Consider the following 23,522-nt stretch of genomic DNA (forward strand, 5'->3'; position numbering starts at 1 on the left):
CAAGATACTTAAAAAAGAAAAAACCAGGGTAAACCCTAGTTTTTAACAAGCAATTAATCCCCTGATAACCATATGATTTAAATTCGATATTTTTGAGTATGATCCATTTATTAAAAATAATAAAACATTATTTAATCGTATTCTTATTATTATCTTCTTTTTCTACTCCTGCACAAGAACTTGATAGTTTATACAATATCCTGAATACTAAAAAAAATGATTCAATTATTGCCAAAGCTCACGGAAGAATAGGTTGGCTTACAATGTATACTGACTCTAAAAAAGCGCTACAACATCTAGATTCATCTCATGCCATTTACAAAAAACTTAATGATGAGAGAGGCTTAGTATACACTTCTTATCGAAAAGCTGTTATAAACAGAACGATAGGGAATTTAGAATTAGCGCTTAGCCAAATGAATTCATTTAAAGTATTTGCGGAGAAAGAAAACAACGAAAAGAATATAGCAAACGCTGCCTTCCAGTTGGGTGTTATTTACAGTGAGATGGGAGATTACCCTAAGGCTTTAGAACAATACCAAAAAGCAATCACTATTTATGAAAAAAATGACAATATTGATAGCATAGGTTTTGTCTTAAATTCAATAGGAATAATCTATAAAAACACAAAACAATATAACAAAGCGATACAAACTTATAGGAAAGCAATAAAAATTCATAAAGGAGAAAAAAATCCTAATCGTTTAAGTGATGTATATTATGGTCTAGGTTCAATTTTTAGTGAAAAAAAAGCAATAGATAGCGCTTTAAAATACTATCGAAAATCAATTAAATTAAATAAAATGATTGATAAGAAATGGGGATTAGCTCTTAACTTTACTGAAATTGGAAATATTTATAGAGAAGAAAAAAAGATAGATAGTAGTATCTATTATTTAAACAAATCTTATGAACTTCAAATCGAAAACAATTTTAATTCAAATTTAATTTTAACTATTGCTAGCCTAGTATTGTTAGAAATTGACAACAATAATTTTAATAGAGCTGAAACTTTATTTAAAAAAGGTATTTCTATTAAATCTGCATCCAAAAAATCAAAAAGAGAGATGTATAAGTCAGGATATCTGCTATATAAAAGAAATTCTAATTACAAAAATGCCTTAAAAAACCTTGAACAATTCAACATCTTAAATGATAGTATAATTAATGAAAGTGTACTAAATAATGTTAATCAATTAGAAATCAAATACGAAACCGAGAAAAAAGAAAGAGAAATTGCAGAACAGAAAATTCAGATTCAAGATCAAGAATTAGATTTAATTAAAAAACAGCGACAAGTCACTTTATGGTCAATTACTGGAGGTATTTTAGCATTAGTATTAGGCATTACCTTTTGGTTCAACAAAGAAAGACAAAAGAGAAAACAACAAGAAATTGAGAACCTTCAGAAACAGCAAGAAATTATAAAACTAGAAGCTTTGGTCTCAGGTGAAGAAAAAGAACGAGTACGATTGGCTCAAGACTTACACGATGGTATTAATGGTGATTTATCGGTCATAAAATTTAAAATGAATTCTTTAAACAAAAAAGCATTTTCAGAGACCGAAACAAATACGCATATCCAGGCCATAGGCATGCTAGATAATGCAATTGATCAGGTTCGTAGAATTTCACATAATCTAGCACCTCCATCCTTGCATAATTTCAGCTTGTTAGAAGCGATCAAACAGTATTGTAATAAAATACAACAAACAAATCCTTTTACTATTGATTTTCAAGATTTCGGAAACCCTTCTTCTTTTGATAGTGAGAAAGAAACTGCTATATACCGAATCATTCAGGAACTATTAAATAATATCGTTAAACATGCTAAAGCTACCGAAGTTTTAGTTCAGCTAAACAATACCGAAGAATCCTTAGAAATAACTGTCGAAGATGATGGTCAAGGATTTGATACCCAAAATGTGAAGAATGGAATCGGTTTGCAAAATATTGCGTCACGGGTTTCTTTCTTAAAAGGTAATCTACATATAAACTCAGGAAATGATGGTAGTGCTTTTATCATTACTATTCCTTACCTAACTAGTACGAAAATCTCATGATTAAAATATGCATTTTAGACGATCATCAAATGATCATAGAAGGATTAGAATCCATGTTAAAATTAGAAACTGAAATCTCTGTAATTAACAGTTTTACGCATAAAGCAAACTGTTATGATTTTTTTGAAAAAGAAACTCCTGATGTATTACTTCTAGACATTAATCTTAAAAATGATAATGGGATAGCAATATGTGGTGAGCTCTCTAAAACATATCCCACTATTAAAATTATTGGTGTTAGTAATTACACAGAACCTGGTTTTATAAAAAACATGCTAAGAAGCGGAGCCAAAGGATATCTTCTAAAAAACACTACACAAGAAGAACTGGTACATGCCATTAAAACTGTAATAAAAGATGAAACATTTTTACCTCGCTCCGTAGAAACTATTTTATTAAATGATAGTATTGGTTCGCCTCAATCAAAAAAAAGTATTCCAAAATTAACTAGGCGCGAAAAAGAAATATTACAGCTCATCAGTGATGAAATGACAAATACTGAAATTGCGAAAAAACTAATCCTAAGCATTAAAACAGTAGAAAGTCATCGAAATAATCTCCTCCAAAAATTTGGAGTTAAAAATGCAGCTGGACTTATAAAAAATGCTATGAATATGGGTTTTATTTCTTAACCAATTAAAAAACTCAGGGTTTACCCTAGCATTCACATTTACAACATATTACTGATTCGCAGCATCACTTCATTTTAGACCTTAGCTATATAATTATAAGCCATGTTAAAAATGAAAAAAACACTTCTATTACTTATTGCTAGCTATTTAATTAGTTGTAGCAATGACGATTCTACCACAACGAATCAAGCGCCAGCTAATTTTACGGTTACTACAGAAATAATAAATAATGATGTTACTATTTCTTGGACTGAAGCAACAGATCCAGAAGGAGAACAAGTTACTTATGAAGTTATATTAGACTCTGAAAGCATCAGCATTGATCAGGAAAGTACATCGTATCAAATAAATGATTTATCCTATGACACTACTTACGAGGGAAGTATAATAGCTAGAGATGTTGATGGATTAACCACGACTAGTGATTTTAGCTTTAGCATTGGCGAAAAAAATAATACTCCTCCTACTGTTGAGCTTTTAGGCATAGATAATGGTGAAGTAATACAACAATTCACAGATATTACCCTAACCTGGAAAGGAATGGATCAAGAAAATGATCCATTAATATATACTGTAAGAATTGGGCCAAGTCCTGGTAGTCTACAGCAAATGGCATTTAATTATACAGAAGAAAACTATACTATAGATTATCTAACTACTGGAGAAACCTATTATTGGCAGATAAGCGTATTTGATGGTTTGGTTAGAACCGATTCAGAGATTAAAGGCTTTAAGGTATATGAAAAAGTTTTTGAAGGAGACTATGAAATTAATAATCCTCAAGAAATGGAAACATTTGCTAATGAAGGCTATACACAAATTACAGGCGATTTTTCTCTCATAGATTACGCTAATACTAATAGCGATGGATTACAATCACTTAACAAAATTGGTGGAAACCTTATCATACGCAGAACCAATTTACCGGATTTAAAAGGTTTTAAAAACTTAGAAATTATGGAAGGTCATCTTTTAATTTCGAAGAATAACTTTATATCAAATTTAGAAGGTCTTGAGAGGATTAAAAAAATTGACAAGGGGCTTTTCATTCTCCGCAATGAACTGCTTTCTGACCTTCAAGGAATTGAAAATATTGGTCTTACTATAGATGGATATGTCAGTATTATTGAAAATAGTTCATTAAGCAATATGTCAATTCTTGAAAAAATACGTACGATAAATGGTTACTTATGGATTCAAGGTAATCAAATAACCAACATTGAGTTCCCTAATTTAGAAGAAGTAAACGGAGAGGTTTTCAATAATGTCTATCATCAAATCGGAATAAAAATAGTCATTAATGGTAAGCTAAAAAAAATACAAATGCCAGCTTTGACAAAAGCTTCAAGAATAGAAATACGATCTAATATTCTTCTTACAGAAGTTACAATGAATAGTATAGCTACCATTGAAAACGAACTCTTAATTTCTAGTAACGGAAATTTAACTACAATTAATGACTTTCGTAATTTAATAGGGAATAGCGCTAATTTTTCTCTGGAAATCAATGGAAATCGAAAATTAGAGAATATTACGCTCCCGAGTATTCATACTATTGACAAAATTTTAATAGAACAAAATGAAAAACTAGCAACCATCCAACTCAATAATTTGGAAAATGTAACTACTAGTTTTAGCATTCTAAATAATGAAATTCTTGAAGATTACTGCAGTCTAGCGAGCTATGCAGTTAAAGCTCTAGAGGAACAAAAAGAAATCATTACTCAAGGAAATCTGTACAACCCAACTACAGCGATGATCGCTACTAGAGAAGGATGTAAACTATAAAAAAATAAACATGAAAAAACTTATATATATCATCATGATAATTTCTAGCAGCATATACGGTCAATTAACAGGTCGTGTGGAATACAAAGAAGAAGGAGTAACTTTTGACATCCCTACAAACTGGGTTGGACAAGAAGTAGAAGAAGTTTTTATTATGGGATCTCAGGAAGAAGCCGGCTTAGTAGCAATTACTACGCATCCCACTAGGAACTTAAAAGAGCTACAAGATAACATGAAATTAGGCTTACAAGAAGGAGGAGTTACACTTCGTCTAAAAAACAACCTCAAAAAATTATCCGACACATCAGTAGAAGGTATTTATGAAGGTGTTATAGACAATCAAAAGGTACAAGGAAATGCTATTGGGCTATTAAATTCTTATGGAGAAGGTATCGTCATATTTTCTTTAATAAGTCCAGATTTATTTTCTAATCGAACTTTACAAATAGGTAGAGAAGTAGCTAATAGTGTACGTTTTAATACTCCTCAACCATCTAACAACTCTTCTAATGGTTTAAATGCAGCTCAAGTAACCAAAGATTTAGGAGGCAATAAACTAATTTACTCAGAAAGTTATTATTCTAATACTCCTGGTGGAGGTGGTTATGAACGAAGCAAAGAAATTAATCTATGTCCTAATGGCGCATTTACGTATTACGGTAGCAGCTATCTAAATTTTACAGATCCCAATTTTGATCCTTATAGAAAAAATGGCCAAAGTCACGGCACCTGGAAATTTATAGATCAAAACGGGAGCGTATATCTAAACTTAAATTACAGAAATGGTAGTAAAGAAAATCTTCTTGTGCGCTATAAAGACGACAAAACATTTCTTGATGGAGGCAGATATTATCTAGGTGATGTAACGTGTTATTAAGAGATTAAAAACATTTAACAAGATCAAATGCAACGTATTATTAAGATTTTAAGTCTTTTATGAAAAGATAATAACACATATATACCGTAATAAATTAAAAGTATAATCGCATTGATTATACTTTTTTTATTTAATAAAATATACAAGTATAAATTAACAAAATATTAATAAACAATCTATTTTTTCCCTTTGTCTTTAAAGTAATTCACAACATAATTTAAACAAGACAATATGAAAACAACATTTTTACTTCTAATCGCAGCACTAACATTATCAACAACTTATGCCCAAGAAAATTCTTCATTTGGATTTAAAAAGGGAGATATTACCATCTCTGGAACTATGAGTTATTCTTATCAAAACTCTGATTCTTTTAGAAATGATATAGATGGTAATGCATATCGATTCGAAACGAAAGGACATAATTTTAGCATCATCCCCGAAATAGGTTACTTCGTATCATCGCATTTTATGACCGGTTTAAAATTTGGATATATTAGTTCTAAAACAGAAAGCTTTGATAATGACCTTTATGATTACACATCTAAAGGAAGAGGATATAGCACTAGTCTTTTTGGAAGATACTATTTCACTCCTCAAAAAAGAGTTTCATTATTTATAGAGTTAGAAGCCGGTTACACAAAAAACACAATAGATTCTGATAGAGTATTTCAGGTTAATGATCTAACATCGTATACTAATAAAGTTCAAAATTATAGTGTAACAGCAGCTCCTGGAATAAATGTATTTATTAACAAAGATCTTTCTTTAACTTCTAGAATTGGTCGTATCGGATATTCGAATATTAAAGACAATTTTAGTAACTCTAATGGAGATACGGGAACGAATAAAAGAGACAGTATTGATGCTAGTATTTCTTTAAATAACTTCTATTTTGGAGTACTCTATAGAATATAAGCTAGAAGCAATAATTCACAAAAAAACCGATACAACAAGTATCGGTTTTTATTATTTAAAAGACATTATGCCTGTTTTATCCTCCAAAGTCATCAAATCTGATATTCTCATCAGGAATACCAAAATCTTCTCCCATTTTCTGAACAGCTTTGTTCATTAATGGAGGCCCACAGAAATATAATTCAATATCTTCTGGAGATTCATGATGATTCAAATAATTATCGATTACACAATTATGTATGAATCCAACAAATCCATCTCCTTCGGCATCTATATCACTTTTCACCTTCCAGTTATCTTCTTCTAAAGGCTCAGAAAGTGCTAAGTAGAATTTAAAATTAGGGAAGTTTTTCTCTAAATCATAGAAATGATCTAAGTAGAATAACTCACGTTTAGAACGTCCACCATACCAATACGTAACTTTACGTCCTGTTTGTAATGTTCTAAATAAGTGATATAAATGAGAACGCATTGGTGCCATACCTGCACCACCACCTACATATAACATCTCAGCTTCGGACTCATTGATAAAAAATTCTCCATAAGGTCCAGAGATAGTTACTTTATCTCCTGGTTTTTGAGCAAAAATATATGAAGATGCCACACCAGGATTTACATCCATCCATCCATTTTTACTTCTATCCCAAGGTGGAGTAGCAATACGCACATTAAGCATAATCTCTCTTCCTTCTGCTGGGTAAGAAGCCATAGAATAAGCTCTTTCTACAGTTTCATTATTTTTCATTACTAATGGCCATAAACCAAACTTATCCCATTCTGCCTGAAACTTATCCGGTGTTTCATGTTCTTCTGGGTGTGCAGTAATATCAATATCAGAATATTTAATCTCGCATTGAGGAATTTCAATCTGAATATATCCACCAGCTTTATATCCCATATCTTCAGGAATCTCTACAACGAATTCCTTGATAAAAGATGCTACATTATAATTACGTACAACAGTAGCTTCCCATTTTTTAATTCCAAATACTTCTTCTGGAACCTCGATATTCATATCCTGTTTTACCTTCACCTGACAAGCTAAACGTGCTCCGTGTTGTAATTCCTTACGAGAAAAATGTGGCGTTTCTGTAGGCAATGCTTCTCCTCCACCTTCTAATACGTGGCACTCACATTGAATACAAGTTCCACCTCCACCACATGCAGATGGTAAAAATATTTTTTCATTTCCTAAAGTAGATAATAAAGTTCCTCCAGAAGCAACTTCAATCTCCTTTTCACCATTAATAGTAATTTTTACAGGTCCTGATGGTAATAATTTATCTTTTGCAAATAATAAAATCCCTACCAATACCAAAGTAAGTACCAAAAACGAAATAATGGTGATAGCGATTGTTCCAAGTGTTGACGCTAAAAATATCATATTATTTAAGTGTTGAAACGTTAGTGTTTTCTGCTACTTCTTTAGCAGCTTTCTCTTCTATCTGAACAGTTTCCTGTTTCTTTGATTCCTCTTCATCTCCTCCTGTAAGCATTCCTCCGAAACTCATAAATCCAATTGCCATAAGTCCAGTTAGAATAAAAGTGATTCCTAATCCTCTTAATGGAGCAGGAACATTAGAGTATCTAATCTTTTCTCTAATCGCAGCAATAGCAAGAATTGCTAAGAACCAACCAATTCCTGATCCAATTCCATATACCGCAGCATGAGAGATCGCTGGGAATTCTTTTTGTTGCATAAACAATGATCCACCAAGGATTGCACAGTTTACTGCTATTAATGGTAAGAATATACCTAATGAGTTATATAAAGACGGTGAAAACTTCTCAACAATAATTTCTACTAATTGTACCATCGTAGCAATCGTAGCAATAAAAAGGATAAATGTTAAGAAACTTAAATCATAATCTGCGTACTCAGGACCTAACCATATTAAAGCACCTTCTCTAAGTATATACTTATCTAATAAAAAGTTTAAAGGTACTGTAATTGCTAAAACGAATATAACTGCAGCTCCTAGACCCACAGCAGTAGATACCTTTTTAGATACCGCAAGGTAAGAACACATTCCTAAGAAGAATGCGAATACCATGTTATCTATAAAGATCGCTTTTAAAAATAATTCTAAATATTCCATTTTTTATAATTTTTAAATTGCCAGTGGTAGCTTCATACCACCAACAATTGTGAACTTTCTAGTGATCTTCGATTAGTGCTTTATTTCTACTTCTCTGAATCCAAATAATGATCCCTACAGTTATCAAAGCCATTGGGGCTAATACCATAAAACCGTTATTTTCATAACCAAAAGCATACAATCCAGTTTTCTCTATTGGATCTCCCAATACTTTAGCACCGAACAATGTTCCTGATCCTAATAGCTCTCTGAAAAATGCTACAATTATCAATAAAACTCCATATCCAGCCGCATTACCTATACCATCTAGAAAAGATTTCCATGGTCCATTTCCTAAAGCAAAAGCCTCAAAACGTCCCATAATAATACAGTTGGTAATAATCAGACCAATAAATACCGAAAGCTCCTTACTCAATGTATAAGCAAAAGCTTTTAATACTTGATCAACTACAATTACCAAAGCAGCTACTACTACTAACTGTACAATAATTCTAATTTTTGACGGGATAATATTTCTCATTAATGAGATCACAACATTACCAATACCAAGTACAAAGATTACCGAGATAGCCATTACTATTGAAGGCTTTAACTGGGCAGTAATTGCAAGTGCAGAACAAATACCTAATACCTGGATAGTAATAGGGTTATTATCCGCTAGAGGATCTGTTAATAATTTCTTGTTTTTCTTCGAAAACAATGGCTCTTTAGGCTCTTTTACTTTAACTTCAACTTTTTCTTCTGTTACTTCAGCCATTTGTTATTTTTTTAAAGTTTCGAAATAAGGTTGATACATCTTAATTCCTTTCTTCACCATTGCAGTTACACCATCTCCGGTAATTGTAGCTCCCGCCATAGCATCTACTGCATTATCATCTTTTCTTACGTTTTTAGGATCTCCATTACCTTTCTTTACTGTAATTCCTTTATAATTTCCAGAAGCATCTAAAATACTCTCTCCAATAAAGTCATCTCTAAAATAAGCTTCTTTGATATTAGCTCCTAAACCAGGAGTCTCTCCTTTATGATCAAAAAAGGCACCTTTCACAGTTTTAAATTGTTTATCTAAAGAAACATATCCCCAGATCGCATCCCATAGACCATTTCCTCTCATAGGCACAACATAAAACTCCTGACCGTCTTTTTTACCAATAAACAATGGCATTTTTCTCTCATAATTTGGATCCTGCTTTACCTTATCATTCTCCTTCTTCACTTCTATATTAAAAGCATCAGTTGTTTTCTTAGCAGAATTTCCAGTAATGATATATTGCTCATCTCCTACATATTTATCAAACAATTCTTGTGCTTTTTCTGCAGGTACAAATTCGTTAGGATCTTCCGTATCCGAAATCCCCATTGCGAATAATATATTCTGCTGCTTTTCTGTGATTTTATTAGCTGTTATATTCGGTTTAAGTACCGAAGATATACCTGCTAATATAGAACCTACCACAACTACCATTGCAACTGCAAAGATAATTGTATATGAATTTTTATCTGTATTAATCGCCATAACTAAGCAGTTTTTAATTTTAGACGTTTCATTCTTTTCTTAACATTTCCTTGAACCACGTAATGGTCAATTGTAGGTGCAAATACATTCATCAATAAAATTGCTAAAAACACACCTTCTGGATATGCCGGATTAAACACTCTAATTAATATTGAAATAAATCCAATCAAGAATCCGTAAATCCATTTTCCTTTATTGGTTTGAGAAGCTGTTACAGGATCTGTAGCCATAAAGACAATACCAAAAGCAATACCTCCTACTATTAAGTGTTTCCAGAACTCTAGATTCATTAATGCATAAAACTTACTAGATTCTGCTATCCAACCAGCATTGGTAACTCCATTAAAAATTAGTCCCATAACCAATGTTCCTAACACAGCACTCACCATAATTCTCCAGCTTCCAATTTTTGTAAAGATTAAGAAAGCAGCTCCTAACAATATCAATAATGCCGAAGTCTCTCCTACAGAACCAGGAATAAATCCAAAAAATGCATCCATAACAGAATATGTAGCATCTCCAGAACCTAAAATATTTTTTCCTTGTGCTAATCCTCCCAAAACAGTCTCCCCAGAGATCGCATCTAACTGAGCACCTCCGGCAATTTCATTTGCTCTATCAACTGCTCCATGCACCCATACTTTATCCCCAGACATCCAAGTTGGATATGCAAAGAACAAAAAGGCTCTTATAGTTAATGCTGGATTTAAAATATTCATTCCAGTTCCTCCAAATACTTCTTTACCAATCACTACTCCAAAAATAACTGCTACAGCCAACATCCATAATGGGGTATCAACAGGAACGATTAATGGAACTAACATCCCGGTAACCAAATAGCCTTCTTCTACTTCGTGTCCTTTAATAACTGCAAATAAAAATTCTACAGCTAACCCCACTCCGTAAGAAACTACCACTAACGGTAACACTTTCCATAATCCGATTATCAAATTATCAAGTGACCAAAATGCAGCACTAAAAAAACCATTAGCAGCCGCTTCTATTTCACCCAACGCTAAATAATGCTGATAACCTGCGTTAAACATACCAAAAATTAAACATGGTACTAACGACATGATTACAGTGTTCATGGTACGTTTTAAATCATCTGCTGCACGAACATGAGATCCAGAATGCGTAATCTCATTTGGCAGATATAAAAAAGTATGGAGTGCATTAAATGCAGGCGCCATCTTTTTATCTTTATACTTAAGTTTTAAGTTATGTAATTTACTCTTTAAACCCATGACCTTATCCTATTTCTTTTAACATTAAATCTAGTCCTTCTCTAATGATCTGCTGATGTGGTTGCTTAGAAACACATATAAACTCAGTCAATGCAAAATCCTCAGGAGCTACTTCATACATTCCTAATTGTTCCATAGCATCTAGATCGTTAACCGCACAAGCTTTTAAGATCTGCAATGGATAAATATCTAAAGGAAAAACAGTTTCATAATTACCGGTAACTACAAAAGCTCTATGTTCACCGTTTGTATTGGTATTTAAATCATATTTTTTATTCGGAAATAACCAAGAAAAAGTCAACGCTCTAGACGGAGATATCTTATTAAAAATTGGTTTATTCCATCCAAACAACTCATAATCATCACCTTCTGGAATCACAGTAATCATATCGTGATAAAATCCTAAATGACCATCAGGCTTTACATTATCACCTGTAAGAACATTTCCGCTTATAACCCTAATATTATTATCTTTCACACCAGAATCATAAATAACAGAAGAAACTTCTGCACCGATTTTAGTTTTAAAATATTTTGGATTTTTTATTGAAGATCCAGCCAACGCAATGATACGTTCAGCGTTAAACTTACCAGTTAGTAACAATTCACCAATAACAACAAGATCTTGTGGATTGACTACCCATACAACTTCTCCTTTATTTATCGGATCTACTTTTGCTATTTGTACTCCAACATTTCCAGCAGGATGAGGGCCACTTACATTGTGTAAGGTAATATTATCCAACCCGTTAAAAGGTGAATTATCCTTTTTCCCCACAGACACGTGAACATCTCCTTCTGTTAACTTACTTAACGCAGTTACTGCTGCTTGAAGCTCTTTATCTTTACCTGCTAATACGTGAGCTAGATCAGCTGCTAAAGGAGCTGTTGCATACGCAGATATAAAAATTGCTTTGGGAGCAACATCAGGATTAGCTATAACGTCATATGGACGTTGTTTGATAAAAGGCCAACAACCTGAAGACAGCAAGTGAGATTTGATCTCATCTCCACTCATTGACTTTACATCCTTTGTTCCAAAGTCTGTAAATTGTTGCTCTTTATCTGCTAAAATTTTAAATGCTAATATTTTTCGTTTAGCACCGCGAACAATTTCCACAACCTCCCCGCTTACTGGCGAAGGGAAAAGCATATTTTCATTAGATTTAGAATGGAATAAGGGTTCGCCGGCTTTAACTTCTGTACCCTGTTTGGCAATAACTTTTGGCACAATACCGTGAAAATCGTCAGGCTTAATTGCGTAAACATTACTTTTGGTAGCTTCTGCAGTAACTTTCTCTGCTTCGCCAACAAGCTTAATGTCCAAGCCCTTTCTGATACGAATGTCTTTTGACATATTTGTAGTCTATGTTAATTAACTAAAAAAATCGTGCAAATTTAATAATTAAAACACGTAAGTGAAAGCTAGCACTCTTATAAGATTTTATTTATAATGTTTCTAAATAACAAGTTTTAGGCTTTAAAATCATCAACTCATTTTTAGGCATACATTTTGTTTATCTTTACACAGCTAAAAATTCATTTAATGTCACAAAATCTTAAACAATTCTTACTAATTCTAGGAATATTTAGTAGTTCTTCATTTTTTATTACAGCTCAGCAAGTTACAAATGAAGTAAACCCTCCTGATCACATCAAAACCATTCAGCTATTTGGTAGCGAAGAATTTTCTGGAACACCTATTCTAAAACTCGGAGAACCTCTTCATATTAGATTTGATGATATCAATGGTGACGAAGTAGATTACTACTACAAAATCACTCACTATAATTTTGACTGGACTCCTTCTGTTTTGTACAAAAACGAATACTTAAATGGCTTTGACGATATCAGAATCGTAAACTACGAGAATTCTTTTAACACCCTACAGATGTATAGCAACTACACTTTGAGAATCCCAAACGAAGACACAAAAGGATTAAAAGTAAGCGGTAACTATATGATAGAAATTTATGACGAGGATGATGAAATCGTATTTTCCCGGAAATTTATAGTATACGAAAGTGTAACAAGTATAAAAGCATACACAAAGAGATCAAGAAACTTAAAATATATTGACACCAGACAATCAGTACAGTTCGAAATAAGCTCTCCTAATGAGATTCTAAAAAACCCAAAACGAAATTTAAAAACATTAGTTATTCAAAACAATGATTTAAAAAATGCTATTACGGATCTCGTACCACAATTTACAATTGCGAACAGTTTAGTATATAAATACGATGTAGAATCAAGTTTTTGGGGTGGCAATGAATATCTTTTCTTTGACAGCAAAGAAGTAAGATCTCCAACTGCCAACATAAGAAGTATCGATCTTCAGAAAATATACCACAATTATTTATATACAGATATTGTTAGAGCCAATAGAATATACACCTACTACCCGGACATTAATGGTAGTTTTGTAGTAAGAAATTTGAGAGCCGAAAATAACAACACTGAAGCTGATTATGTCTGGATGCATTTTTCTCTAGAATGCTACGAACCTCTTAATGGAGGAGAAATTCATCTATATGGAAATTTCAACAACTACGTTATAGACGACTCTACAAGATTGACTTATGATAAAGAAAATGGTATTTACTTCGGGAAAAAATTATTTAAACAAGGATTTAATAATTACAAATATGTCTTAGTAAATCCAGACGGCACTATTGATCCTGGATTTATCAGCGGAAACTTTGATGAAACCGAGAACGAATATATGATCATCCCTTATTATCGAGCACCAGGAGCAAGATATGACAGAGCAATTGGCAAAGGTATTGGCAATTCTAGAAATATAACAAACTAAGAAATTTAAAACCTACATTTCATCCTTGATCACAAGAAGTGTTTGAATTATTATTAATTACAAACACTAAATTAACAATACACTCTGATTATAAGTTGCTTCATTTAACTACCACCAACTTTTTTCGACATTAAACACGATAACAATACTTCTTTTCGCTATACTACTGTTACTAGTATTACCCGCATTAACTAATACCGATTTTATTCTATTTTAAAGACATTCAGAATTTTTATGTTTTGTAACGAAATACTGTTATTTTAGTCCCATTACGCAAACCATGAACTATACATGAAAGAAAAGGGGAGATTTCTTAAAAAATATAGAGGAAACGAGTGTTTAAACTGCCACGTACCTCTAGATGTTATTGATCGATATTGTCATAACTGTGGTCAAATAAACACTACCAAAAAACTATCGTTTAAGGATTTCTTTAATGAGTTTTTTGCGAGTATATTTTCATATGACTCCAGATTAAGACACACTGTAGTTGGCTTGTTATTTCGACCAGGAATGATTTCTAAAGATTATATCGAAGGAAGAAGAATAAAATATGCCAACCCTTTTAGATTTTACCTTAGTGTATCAATACTATTTTTTATTATAAGTGGTTTATTTATTGATTTTGACACTATAATTACTAAGAATAATGATCAAGACAAAGAAGTATTAGAGATAAATTTATCTGATCAAGATAAGGATCAACAAAACGATACAACAACTAATGACACTACATCAACTTCTGACAATAAAGACGATAATGATTATGTATATTTTAGTGAGAAACAGCTAGACACCATGGATATGTTTACTGCTTTAAACAAACGTTGGAAAACATATAAATCACATTATAAAAAAACTGAGCAATTATCTGCAAGTATTGCTTTAGACAGTTTAAAGCACTCTAAAAATGGATATACCAAATACTTATACAAAAGAAGTATTAGGACAAAAAACCTAAACGAAAACCCGATGGAACTTCTTAAGTTTGTCTTTAACAAACTACCCTTCATCATCTTTTTCTTTCTTCCTTTTTTTGCGTTAACAATATGGATTATATACATAAGAAGACCTTTTAACTACATGGAGCATCTTGTATTCATTTTTCATACTCAAACCATGTTTTTCATCCTTATGGGAATTGCTATTTTAATTGATCAAATCACCAAAAGTGAAGTTGCATCTAGCATTGCGATGTTCATTTTTCTATTTTATCTATATAAGGCAATGCGTAATTTTTACCAACAAAAAAGAGCTAAAACTATTGTTAAATTTCTGTTAGTGAACGTATTATTTTTTATCTTAGCAAGTATAGGATCTTTAATTACGATCATTGGATCAATGTTTATTTTTTAATATGGTTGAACAAGTAACCAGAGGTATAAAAATTTCGGTGGACACCACCTTTGAAGGTACGTTCTTTAAGAACTATAAGATGCACTTTGCCTTTGGATATCGTATCACCATAGAAAATCAAAGTAAAGATTCAGTACAACTTACTTCTCGCTTTTGGGAAATAAAAGATGCGTTAAGTAACACTGAAATTGTAGAAGGAGAAGGTGTTATTGGCAAAAAACCCGTTTTAAAACCAGGAGAATCTCACACTTACAATAGCGGATGTCTTTTAAGTTCTCCATTTGGCGCAATGAAAGGACATTACAACATGGTTAATTTTACTTCTACAAGAAAATTTAAGGTAATCATCCCCAGTTTTAAACTCAGCTCTCCTTTTGCGCTAAATTAAGCCTCTTTATCAAATCAAATCTTATAACTTTCCCATCCTGTTCGATATGGCAGTATTTGCAATGTGAATCAAAAACGAATTTATAGCTTTTACTATAAACAAACATTGATTTAGGTTCAAACAACCCTCTAAAATCCTCTTGTCCATACTCGGTATATCGTCTTATTTCAAATAATAAACTTTCAGAAGATTCTTTCATAACGAAATATGCTCCACTACCGATTCCTGTAAGAAAACAAGCTTGTTCTAAAAAAACAGGTAATACATTTTTTTTCTTTTGAACAAAATTCGGTGTTTTCTTGTCAAAATAATTGGTAAGATTCTCTATAAAAACAGAATTTGGATATTCAATTAGACTACCACTTTCTACCTGATAAATTTTATTTTCCATAGACCCTTTTTCTACATTCCCCAAAGGACTTGGAGTAAACAATTTATTTCGCAATAACGGGGTTCTTATTTTGGATTTATCAGTGCTTTTTAAGATCGTATCTGTGACTATCCTAGAACAATTACTACCTTCTTTTCTAAACGTAGAATATGGGATACTTCCTTTATTTTGGACTTCCAACACATATTCTTTTGCCTTATCATAATATATATAATCACATACAGATGCAACTAATCGCCCACTACCATGCGTTTTTTCGGGATTTGCTTCCAACCATAACAGAAATTGATCAACATTAGACAATTTACCTTCTGAAGTAAAAGTCGCTTTAAAAGGAATTTCAAGCTCCACATCAGTCTCAGCGCTTCTTACTCTTCCTTTTCCGGGTGGAGTTATATAACGCCCAAAATCATAGTACTCTGCTATTCCTGTTTTATTCTCAATTAAAACAAAAGCAGCATGACCAGCCTTAATAACTCCTCCTTTTCCCAATCCAAAGAATTGCAACAAACTGGTAGATTTTTTTTCCTCGTCAGAAAAACGAACAAAAGTATCTGGAAAAGCTAGGGAAATTATTTTACCCGTGTAATTCATCACACGCTTAAAATTTTAATATTATACGTATTTTCAAATGTAAGATTGCATTCATAATTTACTTTCAAGCCGTTATTGCTTCAAAAGTAACAATATTTACTTCAGAATTCTGAAGATCCTCATAACGCATTGTAAGTTCTTCTTCGTTATTTTTAACAACCTGAGTCACACTTCTAGTCTTTAAAAAACCTCTATCAATCTGTAAATCTATATCCTTATTTCCTACCCCTGCATTCTTATGAAAATCTAGAAGAGTTTCTGGTGTTAATACATTTTCTTTTTCAAACACTTCAAACCAATCTTCTCTCTTACCCTTCATTTCGGAAGTATATAAAGTTGAAGATGACCAAATATAAATTTCTTTATCTAGTACTCTAAAATGTTTTTGCCTACCATCCCAAACTAATTCAAAAAATTCTAATTCTGATTGCCAATTTGCAGCAACTATAGTAAACGGTTCAATGCCTTTATAATCATAGTTCATAATTGCATCTTGCAAATTACTAGCACCTAACAAATCTTTAACTACTACTCCTCTACTTTGCCTGTAAGAAGCTAATCTTTCATGAATTTTAAAGCCTCCATTAAGAAGACAGATCATTGTATTTTTATCACTAATTCCAATCCAAGTTCCTCCAGCTACCGCATCTTTTGGAAATAACATTCTGGTTTTATCAACTTGATAAAACTCAGGAGCTAAAGTTTTTCTGTTTAATGCTTCATCTCGATTAGAGGTTAATATAAAACCGTTTTCTTGAGTGGGAATCAACGTTACTGTACACATAGATTTTTGGGTCGCATAAATTTTGCACAACTTACAAAAAAAAATACACACTATACATGTTTATAAAAGGTTAAAATAAACATTACCCTACATAATTTCCTATCTTTGCCGCTTGAAGTATTCTAACACATCTTACAAATTAAACTAAAATACACGTAACTATGGGAAAAGGTTTTTTTCAAGTTCCAACAGCAATAAATGAGCCTGTAAAGTCATATGCTCCAGGGACTCCCGAGAGAGAAGAAGTTTTGGCAACATATAAATCAATGTATAATTCATCTATAGATGTCCCATTATACATAAATGGTGAAGAGATCAGAACTGGTGACACAGGAACCATGTCACCACCACATGACCATAAACATTTATTGGGAACGTATCACAAAGCCGAAAAGCAACACATTCAAAAAGCAATAGATACTGCAATAGAAGCTCGTAAAAAATGGGCTGACCTAGCTTGGGAACAACGTGCAGCTATATTTTTGAGAGCAGCAGAATTAATAGCTGGTCCTTATAGAGCAAAAATTAATGCAGCGACTATGTTAGCGCAGTCTAAGAATATTTTCCAAGCAGAAATTGATGCTGCTTGCGAATTCATTGACTTCCTACGTTTTAATGTAGAGTTTATGACTCAGATCTATGAAGATCAACCAGATTCTACTTCTGGCGCTTGGAACAGACTAGAGTACAGACCTTTAGAAGGTTTTGTATATGCAATCACTCCATTTAACTTTACTGCAATAGCAGGGAATTTACCAGCTAGTGCTGCATTAATGGGAAACACTGTTGTTTGGAAACCAAGTGATAGTCAAATTTATTCTGCAAAAGTAATTATAGATATTTTTAAAGAAGCAGGAGTTCCTGATGGAGTTATTAATGTAGTATATGGAGATCCTGTTATGATTACCGACACAGTATTAGCAAGTCCTGATTTTGCTGGTATTCACTTTACCGGTAGTACCCATGTATTTAAAGATATTTGGGCTAAAATTGGAACGAACATCCATAATTATAAAACCTACCCAAGAATTGTAGGTGAAACAGGTGGAAAAGATTTTATCGTTGCGCATCCTAGTGCAAATGCTAAGCAAGTAGCTACAGGAATCTCTCGTGGAGCTTTTGAATTCCAAGGGCAAAAATGTAGTGCTGCTTCCAGAGCTTACATCCCTAAAAGTTTATGGGCAGATGTAGAAAAGTTCTTAAAAGCAGATATCAAGTCATTCAAAATGGGATCACCAGAGGATATGAGCAACTTTATTACTGCTGTTATTCATGAAGGTTCTTTTGATAAACTTGCTAAATTTATTGATCAAGCTAAGGAAGACAATGGAGCAACGATAATTGCTGGTGGTGGATATGATAAATCTAAAGGATACTTTATCGAGCCAACGGTTATTCTTGCAGAAGATCCTAAGTACACAACTATGTGCACTGAGCTTTTCGGACCAGTAATCACCATCTATGTATATGACGATAGTAAATGGGAAGAAACATTAACCTTAGTAGATCAGACTAGTGAATATGCATTAACTGGGGCAATCTTCTCAACTGACAGATACGCTGCTGCAGAAGCTACAAAGGCATTACAAAATGCCGCTGGTAATTTCTACATCAATGACAAACCAACTGGTGCAGTTGTAGGGCAACAACCTTTTGGTGGTGCAAGAGCATCTGGAACAAATGATAAAGCCGGATCTTACCTAAACCTATTACGTTGGGTATCGCCTCGCACAATCAAAGAAACTTTTGTAACTCCAGCAGATTATAGATACCCTTTCTTAGGAGAATAGTCTCTAGTGAAGTACATAACACATAAACCGTATATCATTTTTTGGAGTTTGACTCCAATTTTATTGATATACGGTTTTTCTTTTGACGAAGAAACATTAGACATTAATGTTCACGACACTTATTTTGTGATTTATTAGTCTCATTTTTTTACATTTTTATCTATTTTATTCTTAGGTATTGGACTACTTTATTTTACCGTTCATAAATTAAATAAAAAAAGAACATCATTACTATCTAATATCCATGTGATCTCCACAATTACCGCTACATTGATATTTATTTTTACCTTCTTACTTTCTATTTCTAAATCTACTGAGGGCATAGAAGAAGTTGTATTAATTGTCCGTCTTATTTCTCTTGTTACTATAGTAGTAGCACAACCGATACTTTTCTTATATTCAATTATTAGTATTTTTCAAAAAAAATAAAAAATGATAATACGTCCAGCGCATATTGAAGACCTTCCAACCCTACTTGAATTTGAGCAAGGCATCATTGAAGCAGAACGTCCAATGGATATTACGCTTAAAACCGAAGAAAAAATAAGTTATTATAACATTAGCGAGTACATAAAATCTAATCACACAGAAGTAGTTGTTGCCGAGATTGATGGAGAAGTAGTGGGCAGTGGTTACGGACAGATCAGAGAGCGAAAAGAATTCTTCAAACAGGATACAATGGGATATATTGGTTTTATGTTTGTAAAAGATGAGTTTCGTGGACAAGGAATCAGTCAAAATATAATTCAGTATCTATCAAACTGGTTCTCGACTAAAGATATTACAGAAATACAGTTGGATGTTTATGACCAAAATCCAAGTGCCATAAGAGCCTATGAAAAAGCTGGTTTTGAAAAATATCTGGTTCGTATGCGAATTAATTCAGGAGATAAGTCTTAATAACAAGATTTCATTTTTTAGCTCTTCTATCATTCCAACCGAGGTTAGAACGCATCTTCATTATTAACGAAAATTCTTGTTTGACACCAAAAACAATTACAAACGTTATCTTTAGCAAGCATTTACACGATTATTCCTATAAGCCTAATTCTTTTACCGTATGAATCAAAAAAAAGCACCTTGGTATTTTCTTTTACTACTTATTCTAGCGGGCGAGTCAGTATTTATCCTTCCGTTTGTTCTTTCACGTGTATTTAGACCTACAGTACTGGAAGCGTTTAACTTGAACAACTTTCAATTAGGAGAATGTTTTTTTGTATATGGTATTGTGGCCCTATTATCTTATCTTTTTGGAGGGCCTATAGCGGATAAATTTCCCCCAAGAAAACTGATCGCCGTCGCACTATGGATGACCGCTTTAGGAGGCTTGGTCTACGCTACTTTTCCTGATTATACAACATTAAAAATATTATATGGTTACTGGGGATTTACTACCATTTTTTTATTCTGGGCACCAATGATCAAAGCTACACGGGTTTGGGGTGGATCTACTTCTCAGGGTAAGGCTTTTGGTTTTTTAGATGGTGGACGCGGATTAGTAGGAGCACTGTTTGGAGCCATGGGTGTCTTTATATTCTCTTTGTTCATAACCTCAGATGCATCACAAGTCACTGTTCTTGAAAGTAGAGTAGCATTTAAGCAAGTAATACTGGTGTCTGCTGGTATTGTAGCTCTCATAGGCTTAGCGGCGTGGTTTTTTATGAAACTTGACCACGAAACAGAACAAGAAATTATCCTTGAAAAAATAACAACATCGCAAATTTTAGAAGTATTAAAACTACCCTCAGTATGGCTATTAATGATCATTATCCTATGTGCATACGTAGGTTACAAAATCACGGATGTATTTTCGCTCTACGCTAAGGATGTGATGCTATATGACCAAGTAGAATCCGCTCAGGTAGGTACTTTTTTACTATTTGTTCGCCCGATTATCGGAGTGTTAATTGGAGTATTGGCGGATCGCACGCAAACCACTTTTTGGCTGGTGATTAGTTTTGTAGTCTCCTTTATCGGAGCTTTATTATTTGCGCTTGATATCATTTCGGATTCTGAAACGCTATTATTCTTTATTTCGATATTAGTGGTAGCAACTGGAGTATACTCAGCACGTTCTTTGTATTTCGCAGTAATGCAGAGGGGTAAAATCCCACTAGTTCTCACAGGAACCGCTGTAGGTCTTATATCACTGATAGGATATACTCCAGATATCTTCGCAGGACTTGCTTATGGATATCTTTTAGACAATTCTCCAGGTATTACTGGGCACCAACATGTATTCTGGATGCTGGCTATATTTTCTTGTACAGGAGGTATTGCTGCTTGGTATTACCATAAATTATACAAAAAGAAAACAACCTAAAACACCAATTCTAAAGTGTTTTTTTCACTGATAGTATATCAGCTATACCTTATATTTTATTGGGAGGTGTACTACTTTTTTTGTTTCAAAAAAATCTTCTTCGAAATAGTCTTGTAAATTATACTGTGTTGCTTTGGGGAATGAGGTTAGTTCCTCTGTTAAATCCCCTCCTTTTAGATACAAAATACCATTAGATAATTCATGTATTGATTTTTTAGCTACATTCTTTCTAACCCATTTTACAAAATCGGGCATATTAGTAACTGCTCTACTTACAATAAAATCAAAGCGCTCGTCGAATGTTCCTGCCCTGCGTTGTTCTGCTTTTACATTTTCCAAGCCTAAAGCACTAGAAACCTCATTTACAACACGTATTTTTTTAGCAATTACATCTACCAAGTAAAACTGAGTTTCTGGGAATAATATAGCTAACGGTATCCCAGGAAATCCACCACCTGTTCCAACATCCAACACACTTGTACCTTCTTTAAATCCTTGAATTTTAGCAATCCCCAAAGAATGCAATACATGTCTTTCATATAATAGATCAATATCCTTTCTAGAAATCACATTAATTTTAGCATTCCAATCTTTATATAATTCACCCAGTTGCGTAAACTTTTGTATTTGATCATCTGTTAAATCGGGGAAATATGTAAGTAGAATATTCATACAGTAAATTTTAAACAGCAAAAATACATGTTAACTTAATATATTTTACTACTTTTTAAGAAGTTAAAAAAATTTAAATACCTAACTTTACCGAATAAATTATGACGAATAACGTTAAGTCATAAACACAAAGCCCATGACTACACCTACCGTGAAATTTAGTAGAGTAGATTCCGCAAAATTTTTCAGAACACTGAACAAACGTGTGAATCAATATTTCAAAGAAAATAACATTAAACGTACAGGAAACTGGAAACTTCATTTGAAAACTATTATTATGTTTTCAATATTTCTTACGCCATATTTCTTAATACTTACTCTAAATATATCTCAATGGTGGATGTTATTACTTACAGTTGTAATGGGTATTGGTATGGCTGGAGTAGGAATGAATGTAATGCATGATGGAAATCATGGGTCATATTCTTCTAAAAAATGGATCAACAAATTAATGGGTAGCAGCATGTATGTACTAGCCGGAAATGTATATAACTGGCAAGTACAACACAATGTACTTCATCACACATATACTAACATTCATGGACATGACGAAGATATGGATGCTGGTAGAGTTATACGTTTTACCAAACATGCAAAGTGGATGAAGTTCCATAAATTTCAGCACTATTACTCAGTGTTTCTATATGGTTTATTAACTTTTAATTGGGCCTTAACTACAGATTTCAAACAAACTAAGAGGTATTTAGCACGTAAACTAGCATATGGGAAGCTACCAAGTCCTTTAAAGCAATGGAGCACTATTGTAATTACAAAAATTATTTACGTATTGATCTGGATTGTTATCCCAATGATTATCATGTCTGTTTCTTGGTGGAAAATCCTAATAGGTTTTTTCGTGATGCACTATGTAGCAGGACTTATTTTAAGTATTGTTTTTCAATTAGCGCATATGGTAGAAGAAGCACAAATGCCGCTTCCTGATACTACAGGAACTATGAAAAATACTTGGGCAATACACCAGTTATTTACTACTGTAAATTTTTCGACAAAAAACAGATTGATCAACTGGTTTACCGGGGGGTTAAATCATCAAGTGGAGCACCACATTTTTCCACATATTAGTCACATCCATTATACTAAAATTTCTAAAATTGTTAAGCAAACTGCGCAAGAATTTAATTTACCGTATAATGAATACAAAACCACTCGCAAAGCGATTGTCGCCCATTTCAAACACTTAAAAGAAATGGGGATTAAACCCGCGATGCAGTCATAACTTTTATTTACCAATTACCAAAATGAGCACAC

The 23,522-nt window shown here is 32.9% G+C and carries 21 protein-coding genes; 12 read left to right on the forward strand and 9 right to left on the reverse strand.

Annotated elements, in window-relative coordinates; genetic code table 11:
- Nucleotides 1–98: 98 nt before the first annotated feature.
- The 5 genes from H526_RS0126575 (at nucleotide 99) to H526_RS31335 (ending at nucleotide 6,278) form a co-directional block, all read left to right on the forward strand.
- A complete protein-coding gene (locus H526_RS0126575) occupies nucleotides 99–2,063 on the forward strand; it encodes an ATP-binding protein (protein ID WP_027395704.1) in 1,965 nt (654 codons plus the stop codon).
- Nucleotides 2,060–2,695, forward strand: coding sequence for a response regulator (locus H526_RS0126580; protein ID WP_027395705.1), 636 nt, complete (start codon nucleotides 2,060–2,062; stop codon nucleotides 2,693–2,695). Before H526_RS0126575 ends, H526_RS0126580 begins: the two co-directional genes overlap by 4 nt.
- Nucleotides 2,696–2,806: 111 nt before the next feature.
- A complete protein-coding gene (locus H526_RS0126585) occupies nucleotides 2,807–4,483 on the forward strand; it encodes a fibronectin type III domain-containing protein (protein WP_027395706.1) in 1,677 nt (558 codons plus the stop codon).
- Between the two features lie 10 nt (nucleotides 4,484–4,493).
- Nucleotides 4,494–5,360, forward strand: coding sequence for a hypothetical protein (locus tag H526_RS0126590; RefSeq protein ID WP_035086817.1), 867 nt, complete (start codon nucleotides 4,494–4,496; stop codon nucleotides 5,358–5,360).
- Between the two features lie 231 nt (nucleotides 5,361–5,591).
- On the forward strand, nucleotides 5,592–6,278 hold the full coding sequence (locus H526_RS31335) for an outer membrane beta-barrel protein (RefSeq protein ID WP_027395708.1): 687 nt from the start codon (nucleotides 5,592–5,594) through the stop codon (nucleotides 6,276–6,278).
- Nucleotides 6,279–6,354: 76 nt separating this feature from the next.
- On the opposite strand, the gene nqrF is transcribed toward H526_RS31335, so the two are convergent.
- The 6 genes from nqrF to H526_RS0126625 are packed head-to-tail and all read right to left on the reverse strand — an operon-like array spanning nucleotide 6,355 to nucleotide 12,497.
- Nucleotides 6,355–7,662, reverse strand: a complete 1,308-nt coding sequence (gene nqrF, locus H526_RS0126600) for an NADH:ubiquinone reductase (Na(+)-transporting) subunit F (protein WP_027395709.1) — start codon at nucleotides 7,660–7,662, stop codon at nucleotides 6,355–6,357.
- A gap of 1 nt (nucleotide 7,663) precedes the next feature.
- Nucleotides 7,664–8,377: an NADH:ubiquinone reductase (Na(+)-transporting) subunit E gene (nqrE, locus tag H526_RS0126605; protein ID WP_027395710.1), complete on the reverse strand. Its 714-nt coding sequence runs from the start codon at nucleotides 8,375–8,377 to the stop codon at nucleotides 7,664–7,666.
- 58 nt (nucleotides 8,378–8,435) lie between these two features.
- Complete coding sequence (locus tag H526_RS0126610) at nucleotides 8,436–9,134, reverse strand: NADH:ubiquinone reductase (Na(+)-transporting) subunit D (RefSeq protein ID WP_051336378.1); 699 nt, start codon at nucleotides 9,132–9,134, stop codon at nucleotides 8,436–8,438.
- A gap of 3 nt (nucleotides 9,135–9,137) precedes the next feature.
- Nucleotides 9,138–9,893, reverse strand: coding sequence for a Na(+)-translocating NADH-quinone reductase subunit C (locus tag H526_RS0126615; protein WP_027395712.1), 756 nt, complete (start codon nucleotides 9,891–9,893; stop codon nucleotides 9,138–9,140).
- 2 nt (nucleotides 9,894–9,895) lie between these two features.
- Nucleotides 9,896–11,140 carry an NADH:ubiquinone reductase (Na(+)-transporting) subunit B gene (locus H526_RS0126620; RefSeq protein WP_027395713.1) on the reverse strand — a complete coding sequence of 415 codons (1,245 nt, stop codon included), beginning with the start codon at nucleotides 11,138–11,140 and terminating at the stop codon, nucleotides 9,896–9,898.
- 4 nt (nucleotides 11,141–11,144) lie between these two features.
- Entirely contained in the window at nucleotides 11,145–12,497 is a 1,353-nt protein-coding gene (locus H526_RS0126625; RefSeq protein WP_027395714.1) for a Na(+)-translocating NADH-quinone reductase subunit A, read from the reverse strand.
- 189 nt (nucleotides 12,498–12,686) lie between these two features.
- On the opposite strand from H526_RS0126625, the gene H526_RS0126630 reads away from it, so the two are divergent.
- From H526_RS0126630 to apaG, 3 genes are all read left to right on the forward strand, one after another.
- Nucleotides 12,687–13,955: a type IX secretion system plug protein gene (locus H526_RS0126630; RefSeq protein WP_035086827.1), complete on the forward strand. Its 1,269-nt coding sequence runs from the start codon at nucleotides 12,687–12,689 to the stop codon at nucleotides 13,953–13,955.
- A gap of 291 nt (nucleotides 13,956–14,246) precedes the next feature.
- Nucleotides 14,247–15,311 carry a DUF3667 domain-containing protein gene (locus H526_RS0126635; protein ID WP_027395716.1) on the forward strand — a complete coding sequence of 355 codons (1,065 nt, stop codon included), beginning with the start codon at nucleotides 14,247–14,249 and terminating at the stop codon, nucleotides 15,309–15,311.
- Between the two features lies 1 nt (nucleotide 15,312).
- Nucleotides 15,313–15,699 (forward strand): Co2+/Mg2+ efflux protein ApaG, encoded by a 387-nt coding sequence (gene apaG, locus H526_RS0126640; RefSeq protein WP_027395717.1) that lies wholly within the window; start codon nucleotides 15,313–15,315, stop codon nucleotides 15,697–15,699.
- Here the strand turns inward: apaG and H526_RS0126645 are convergent.
- Nucleotides 15,674–16,684 (reverse strand): DUF6695 family protein, encoded by a 1,011-nt coding sequence (locus H526_RS0126645; RefSeq protein ID WP_027395718.1) that lies wholly within the window; start codon nucleotides 16,682–16,684, stop codon nucleotides 15,674–15,676. The two genes, apaG and H526_RS0126645, sit on opposite strands and share 26 nt — an antisense overlap.
- 64 nt (nucleotides 16,685–16,748) lie before the next feature.
- A complete protein-coding gene (locus tag H526_RS0126650) occupies nucleotides 16,749–17,468 on the reverse strand; it encodes an NRDE family protein (protein WP_027395719.1) in 720 nt (239 codons plus the stop codon).
- Nucleotides 17,469–17,629: 161 nt separating this feature from the next.
- On the opposite strand from H526_RS0126650, the gene pruA reads away from it, so the two are divergent.
- The 3 genes from pruA to H526_RS0126665 all read left to right on the forward strand — a co-directional run bounded on the left by pruA (nucleotide 17,630) and on the right by H526_RS0126665 (nucleotide 21,581).
- Nucleotides 17,630–19,258, forward strand: a complete 1,629-nt coding sequence (gene pruA / locus H526_RS0126655) for an L-glutamate gamma-semialdehyde dehydrogenase (protein ID WP_027395720.1) — start codon at nucleotides 17,630–17,632, stop codon at nucleotides 19,256–19,258.
- 432 nt (nucleotides 19,259–19,690) lie between these two features.
- On the forward strand, nucleotides 19,691–20,158 hold the full coding sequence (locus tag H526_RS0126660) for a GNAT family N-acetyltransferase (RefSeq protein WP_027395721.1): 468 nt from the start codon (nucleotides 19,691–19,693) through the stop codon (nucleotides 20,156–20,158).
- A 160-nt stretch (nucleotides 20,159–20,318) separates the two neighbouring features.
- Entirely contained in the window at nucleotides 20,319–21,581 is a 1,263-nt protein-coding gene (locus H526_RS0126665) for an MFS transporter (RefSeq protein ID WP_027395722.1), read from the forward strand.
- 42 nt (nucleotides 21,582–21,623) lie between these two features.
- On the opposite strand, the gene rsmG is transcribed toward H526_RS0126665, so the two are convergent.
- On the reverse strand, nucleotides 21,624–22,253 hold the full coding sequence (gene rsmG / locus H526_RS0126670; RefSeq protein ID WP_027395723.1) for a 16S rRNA (guanine(527)-N(7))-methyltransferase RsmG: 630 nt from the start codon (nucleotides 22,251–22,253) through the stop codon (nucleotides 21,624–21,626).
- Between the two features lie 136 nt (nucleotides 22,254–22,389).
- On the opposite strand from rsmG, the gene H526_RS0126675 reads away from it, so the two are divergent.
- Complete coding sequence (locus H526_RS0126675; RefSeq protein WP_027395724.1) at nucleotides 22,390–23,490, forward strand: fatty acid desaturase family protein; 1,101 nt, start codon at nucleotides 22,390–22,392, stop codon at nucleotides 23,488–23,490.
- The last annotated feature ends 32 nt before the right edge of the window (nucleotides 23,491–23,522 follow it).

The sequence above is a fragment of the Aquimarina latercula DSM 2041 genome, assembly GCF_000430645.1.
Classification (GTDB): domain Bacteria; phylum Bacteroidota; class Bacteroidia; order Flavobacteriales; family Flavobacteriaceae; genus Aquimarina; species Aquimarina latercula.

Excerpts from the sequence above, each read along its gene's own strand:
- H526_RS0126575 (WP_027395704.1), top strand. The coding sequence starts at position 99 with ATGATCCATTTATTAAAAATAATAAAACATTATTTAATCGTATTCTTA.
- H526_RS0126580 (WP_027395705.1), top strand. The coding sequence starts at position 2,060 with ATGATTAAAATATGCATTTTAGACGATCATCAAATGATCATAGAAGGA.
- H526_RS0126585 (WP_027395706.1), top strand. The coding sequence starts at position 2,807 with ATGAAAAAAACACTTCTATTACTTATTGCTAGCTATTTAATTAGTTGT.
- H526_RS0126590 (WP_035086817.1), top strand. The coding sequence starts at position 4,494 with ATGAAAAAACTTATATATATCATCATGATAATTTCTAGCAGCATATAC.
- H526_RS31335 (WP_027395708.1), top strand. The coding sequence starts at position 5,592 with ATGAAAACAACATTTTTACTTCTAATCGCAGCACTAACATTATCAACA.
- nqrF (WP_027395709.1), bottom strand. The coding sequence starts at position 7,662 with ATGATATTTTTAGCGTCAACACTTGGAACAATCGCTATCACCATTATT.
- nqrE (WP_027395710.1), bottom strand. The coding sequence starts at position 8,377 with ATGGAATATTTAGAATTATTTTTAAAAGCGATCTTTATAGATAACATG.
- H526_RS0126610 (WP_051336378.1), bottom strand. The coding sequence starts at position 9,134 with ATGGCTGAAGTAACAGAAGAAAAAGTTGAAGTTAAAGTAAAAGAGCCT.
- H526_RS0126615 (WP_027395712.1), bottom strand. The coding sequence starts at position 9,893 with ATGGCGATTAATACAGATAAAAATTCATATACAATTATCTTTGCAGTT.
- H526_RS0126620 (WP_027395713.1), bottom strand. The coding sequence starts at position 11,140 with ATGGGTTTAAAGAGTAAATTACATAACTTAAAACTTAAGTATAAAGAT.
- H526_RS0126625 (WP_027395714.1), bottom strand. The coding sequence starts at position 12,497 with ATGTCAAAAGACATTCGTATCAGAAAGGGCTTGGACATTAAGCTTGTT.
- H526_RS0126630 (WP_035086827.1), top strand. The coding sequence starts at position 12,687 with ATGTCACAAAATCTTAAACAATTCTTACTAATTCTAGGAATATTTAGT.
- H526_RS0126635 (WP_027395716.1), top strand. The coding sequence starts at position 14,247 with ATGAAAGAAAAGGGGAGATTTCTTAAAAAATATAGAGGAAACGAGTGT.
- apaG (WP_027395717.1), top strand. The coding sequence starts at position 15,313 with ATGGTTGAACAAGTAACCAGAGGTATAAAAATTTCGGTGGACACCACC.
- H526_RS0126645 (WP_027395718.1), bottom strand. The coding sequence starts at position 16,684 with ATGAATTACACGGGTAAAATAATTTCCCTAGCTTTTCCAGATACTTTT.
- H526_RS0126650 (WP_027395719.1), bottom strand. The coding sequence starts at position 17,468 with ATGTGTACAGTAACGTTGATTCCCACTCAAGAAAACGGTTTTATATTA.
- pruA (WP_027395720.1), top strand. The coding sequence starts at position 17,630 with ATGGGAAAAGGTTTTTTTCAAGTTCCAACAGCAATAAATGAGCCTGTA.
- H526_RS0126660 (WP_027395721.1), top strand. The coding sequence starts at position 19,691 with ATGATAATACGTCCAGCGCATATTGAAGACCTTCCAACCCTACTTGAA.
- H526_RS0126665 (WP_027395722.1), top strand. The coding sequence starts at position 20,319 with ATGAATCAAAAAAAAGCACCTTGGTATTTTCTTTTACTACTTATTCTA.
- rsmG (WP_027395723.1), bottom strand. The coding sequence starts at position 22,253 with ATGAATATTCTACTTACATATTTCCCCGATTTAACAGATGATCAAATA.
- H526_RS0126675 (WP_027395724.1), top strand. The coding sequence starts at position 22,390 with ATGACTACACCTACCGTGAAATTTAGTAGAGTAGATTCCGCAAAATTT.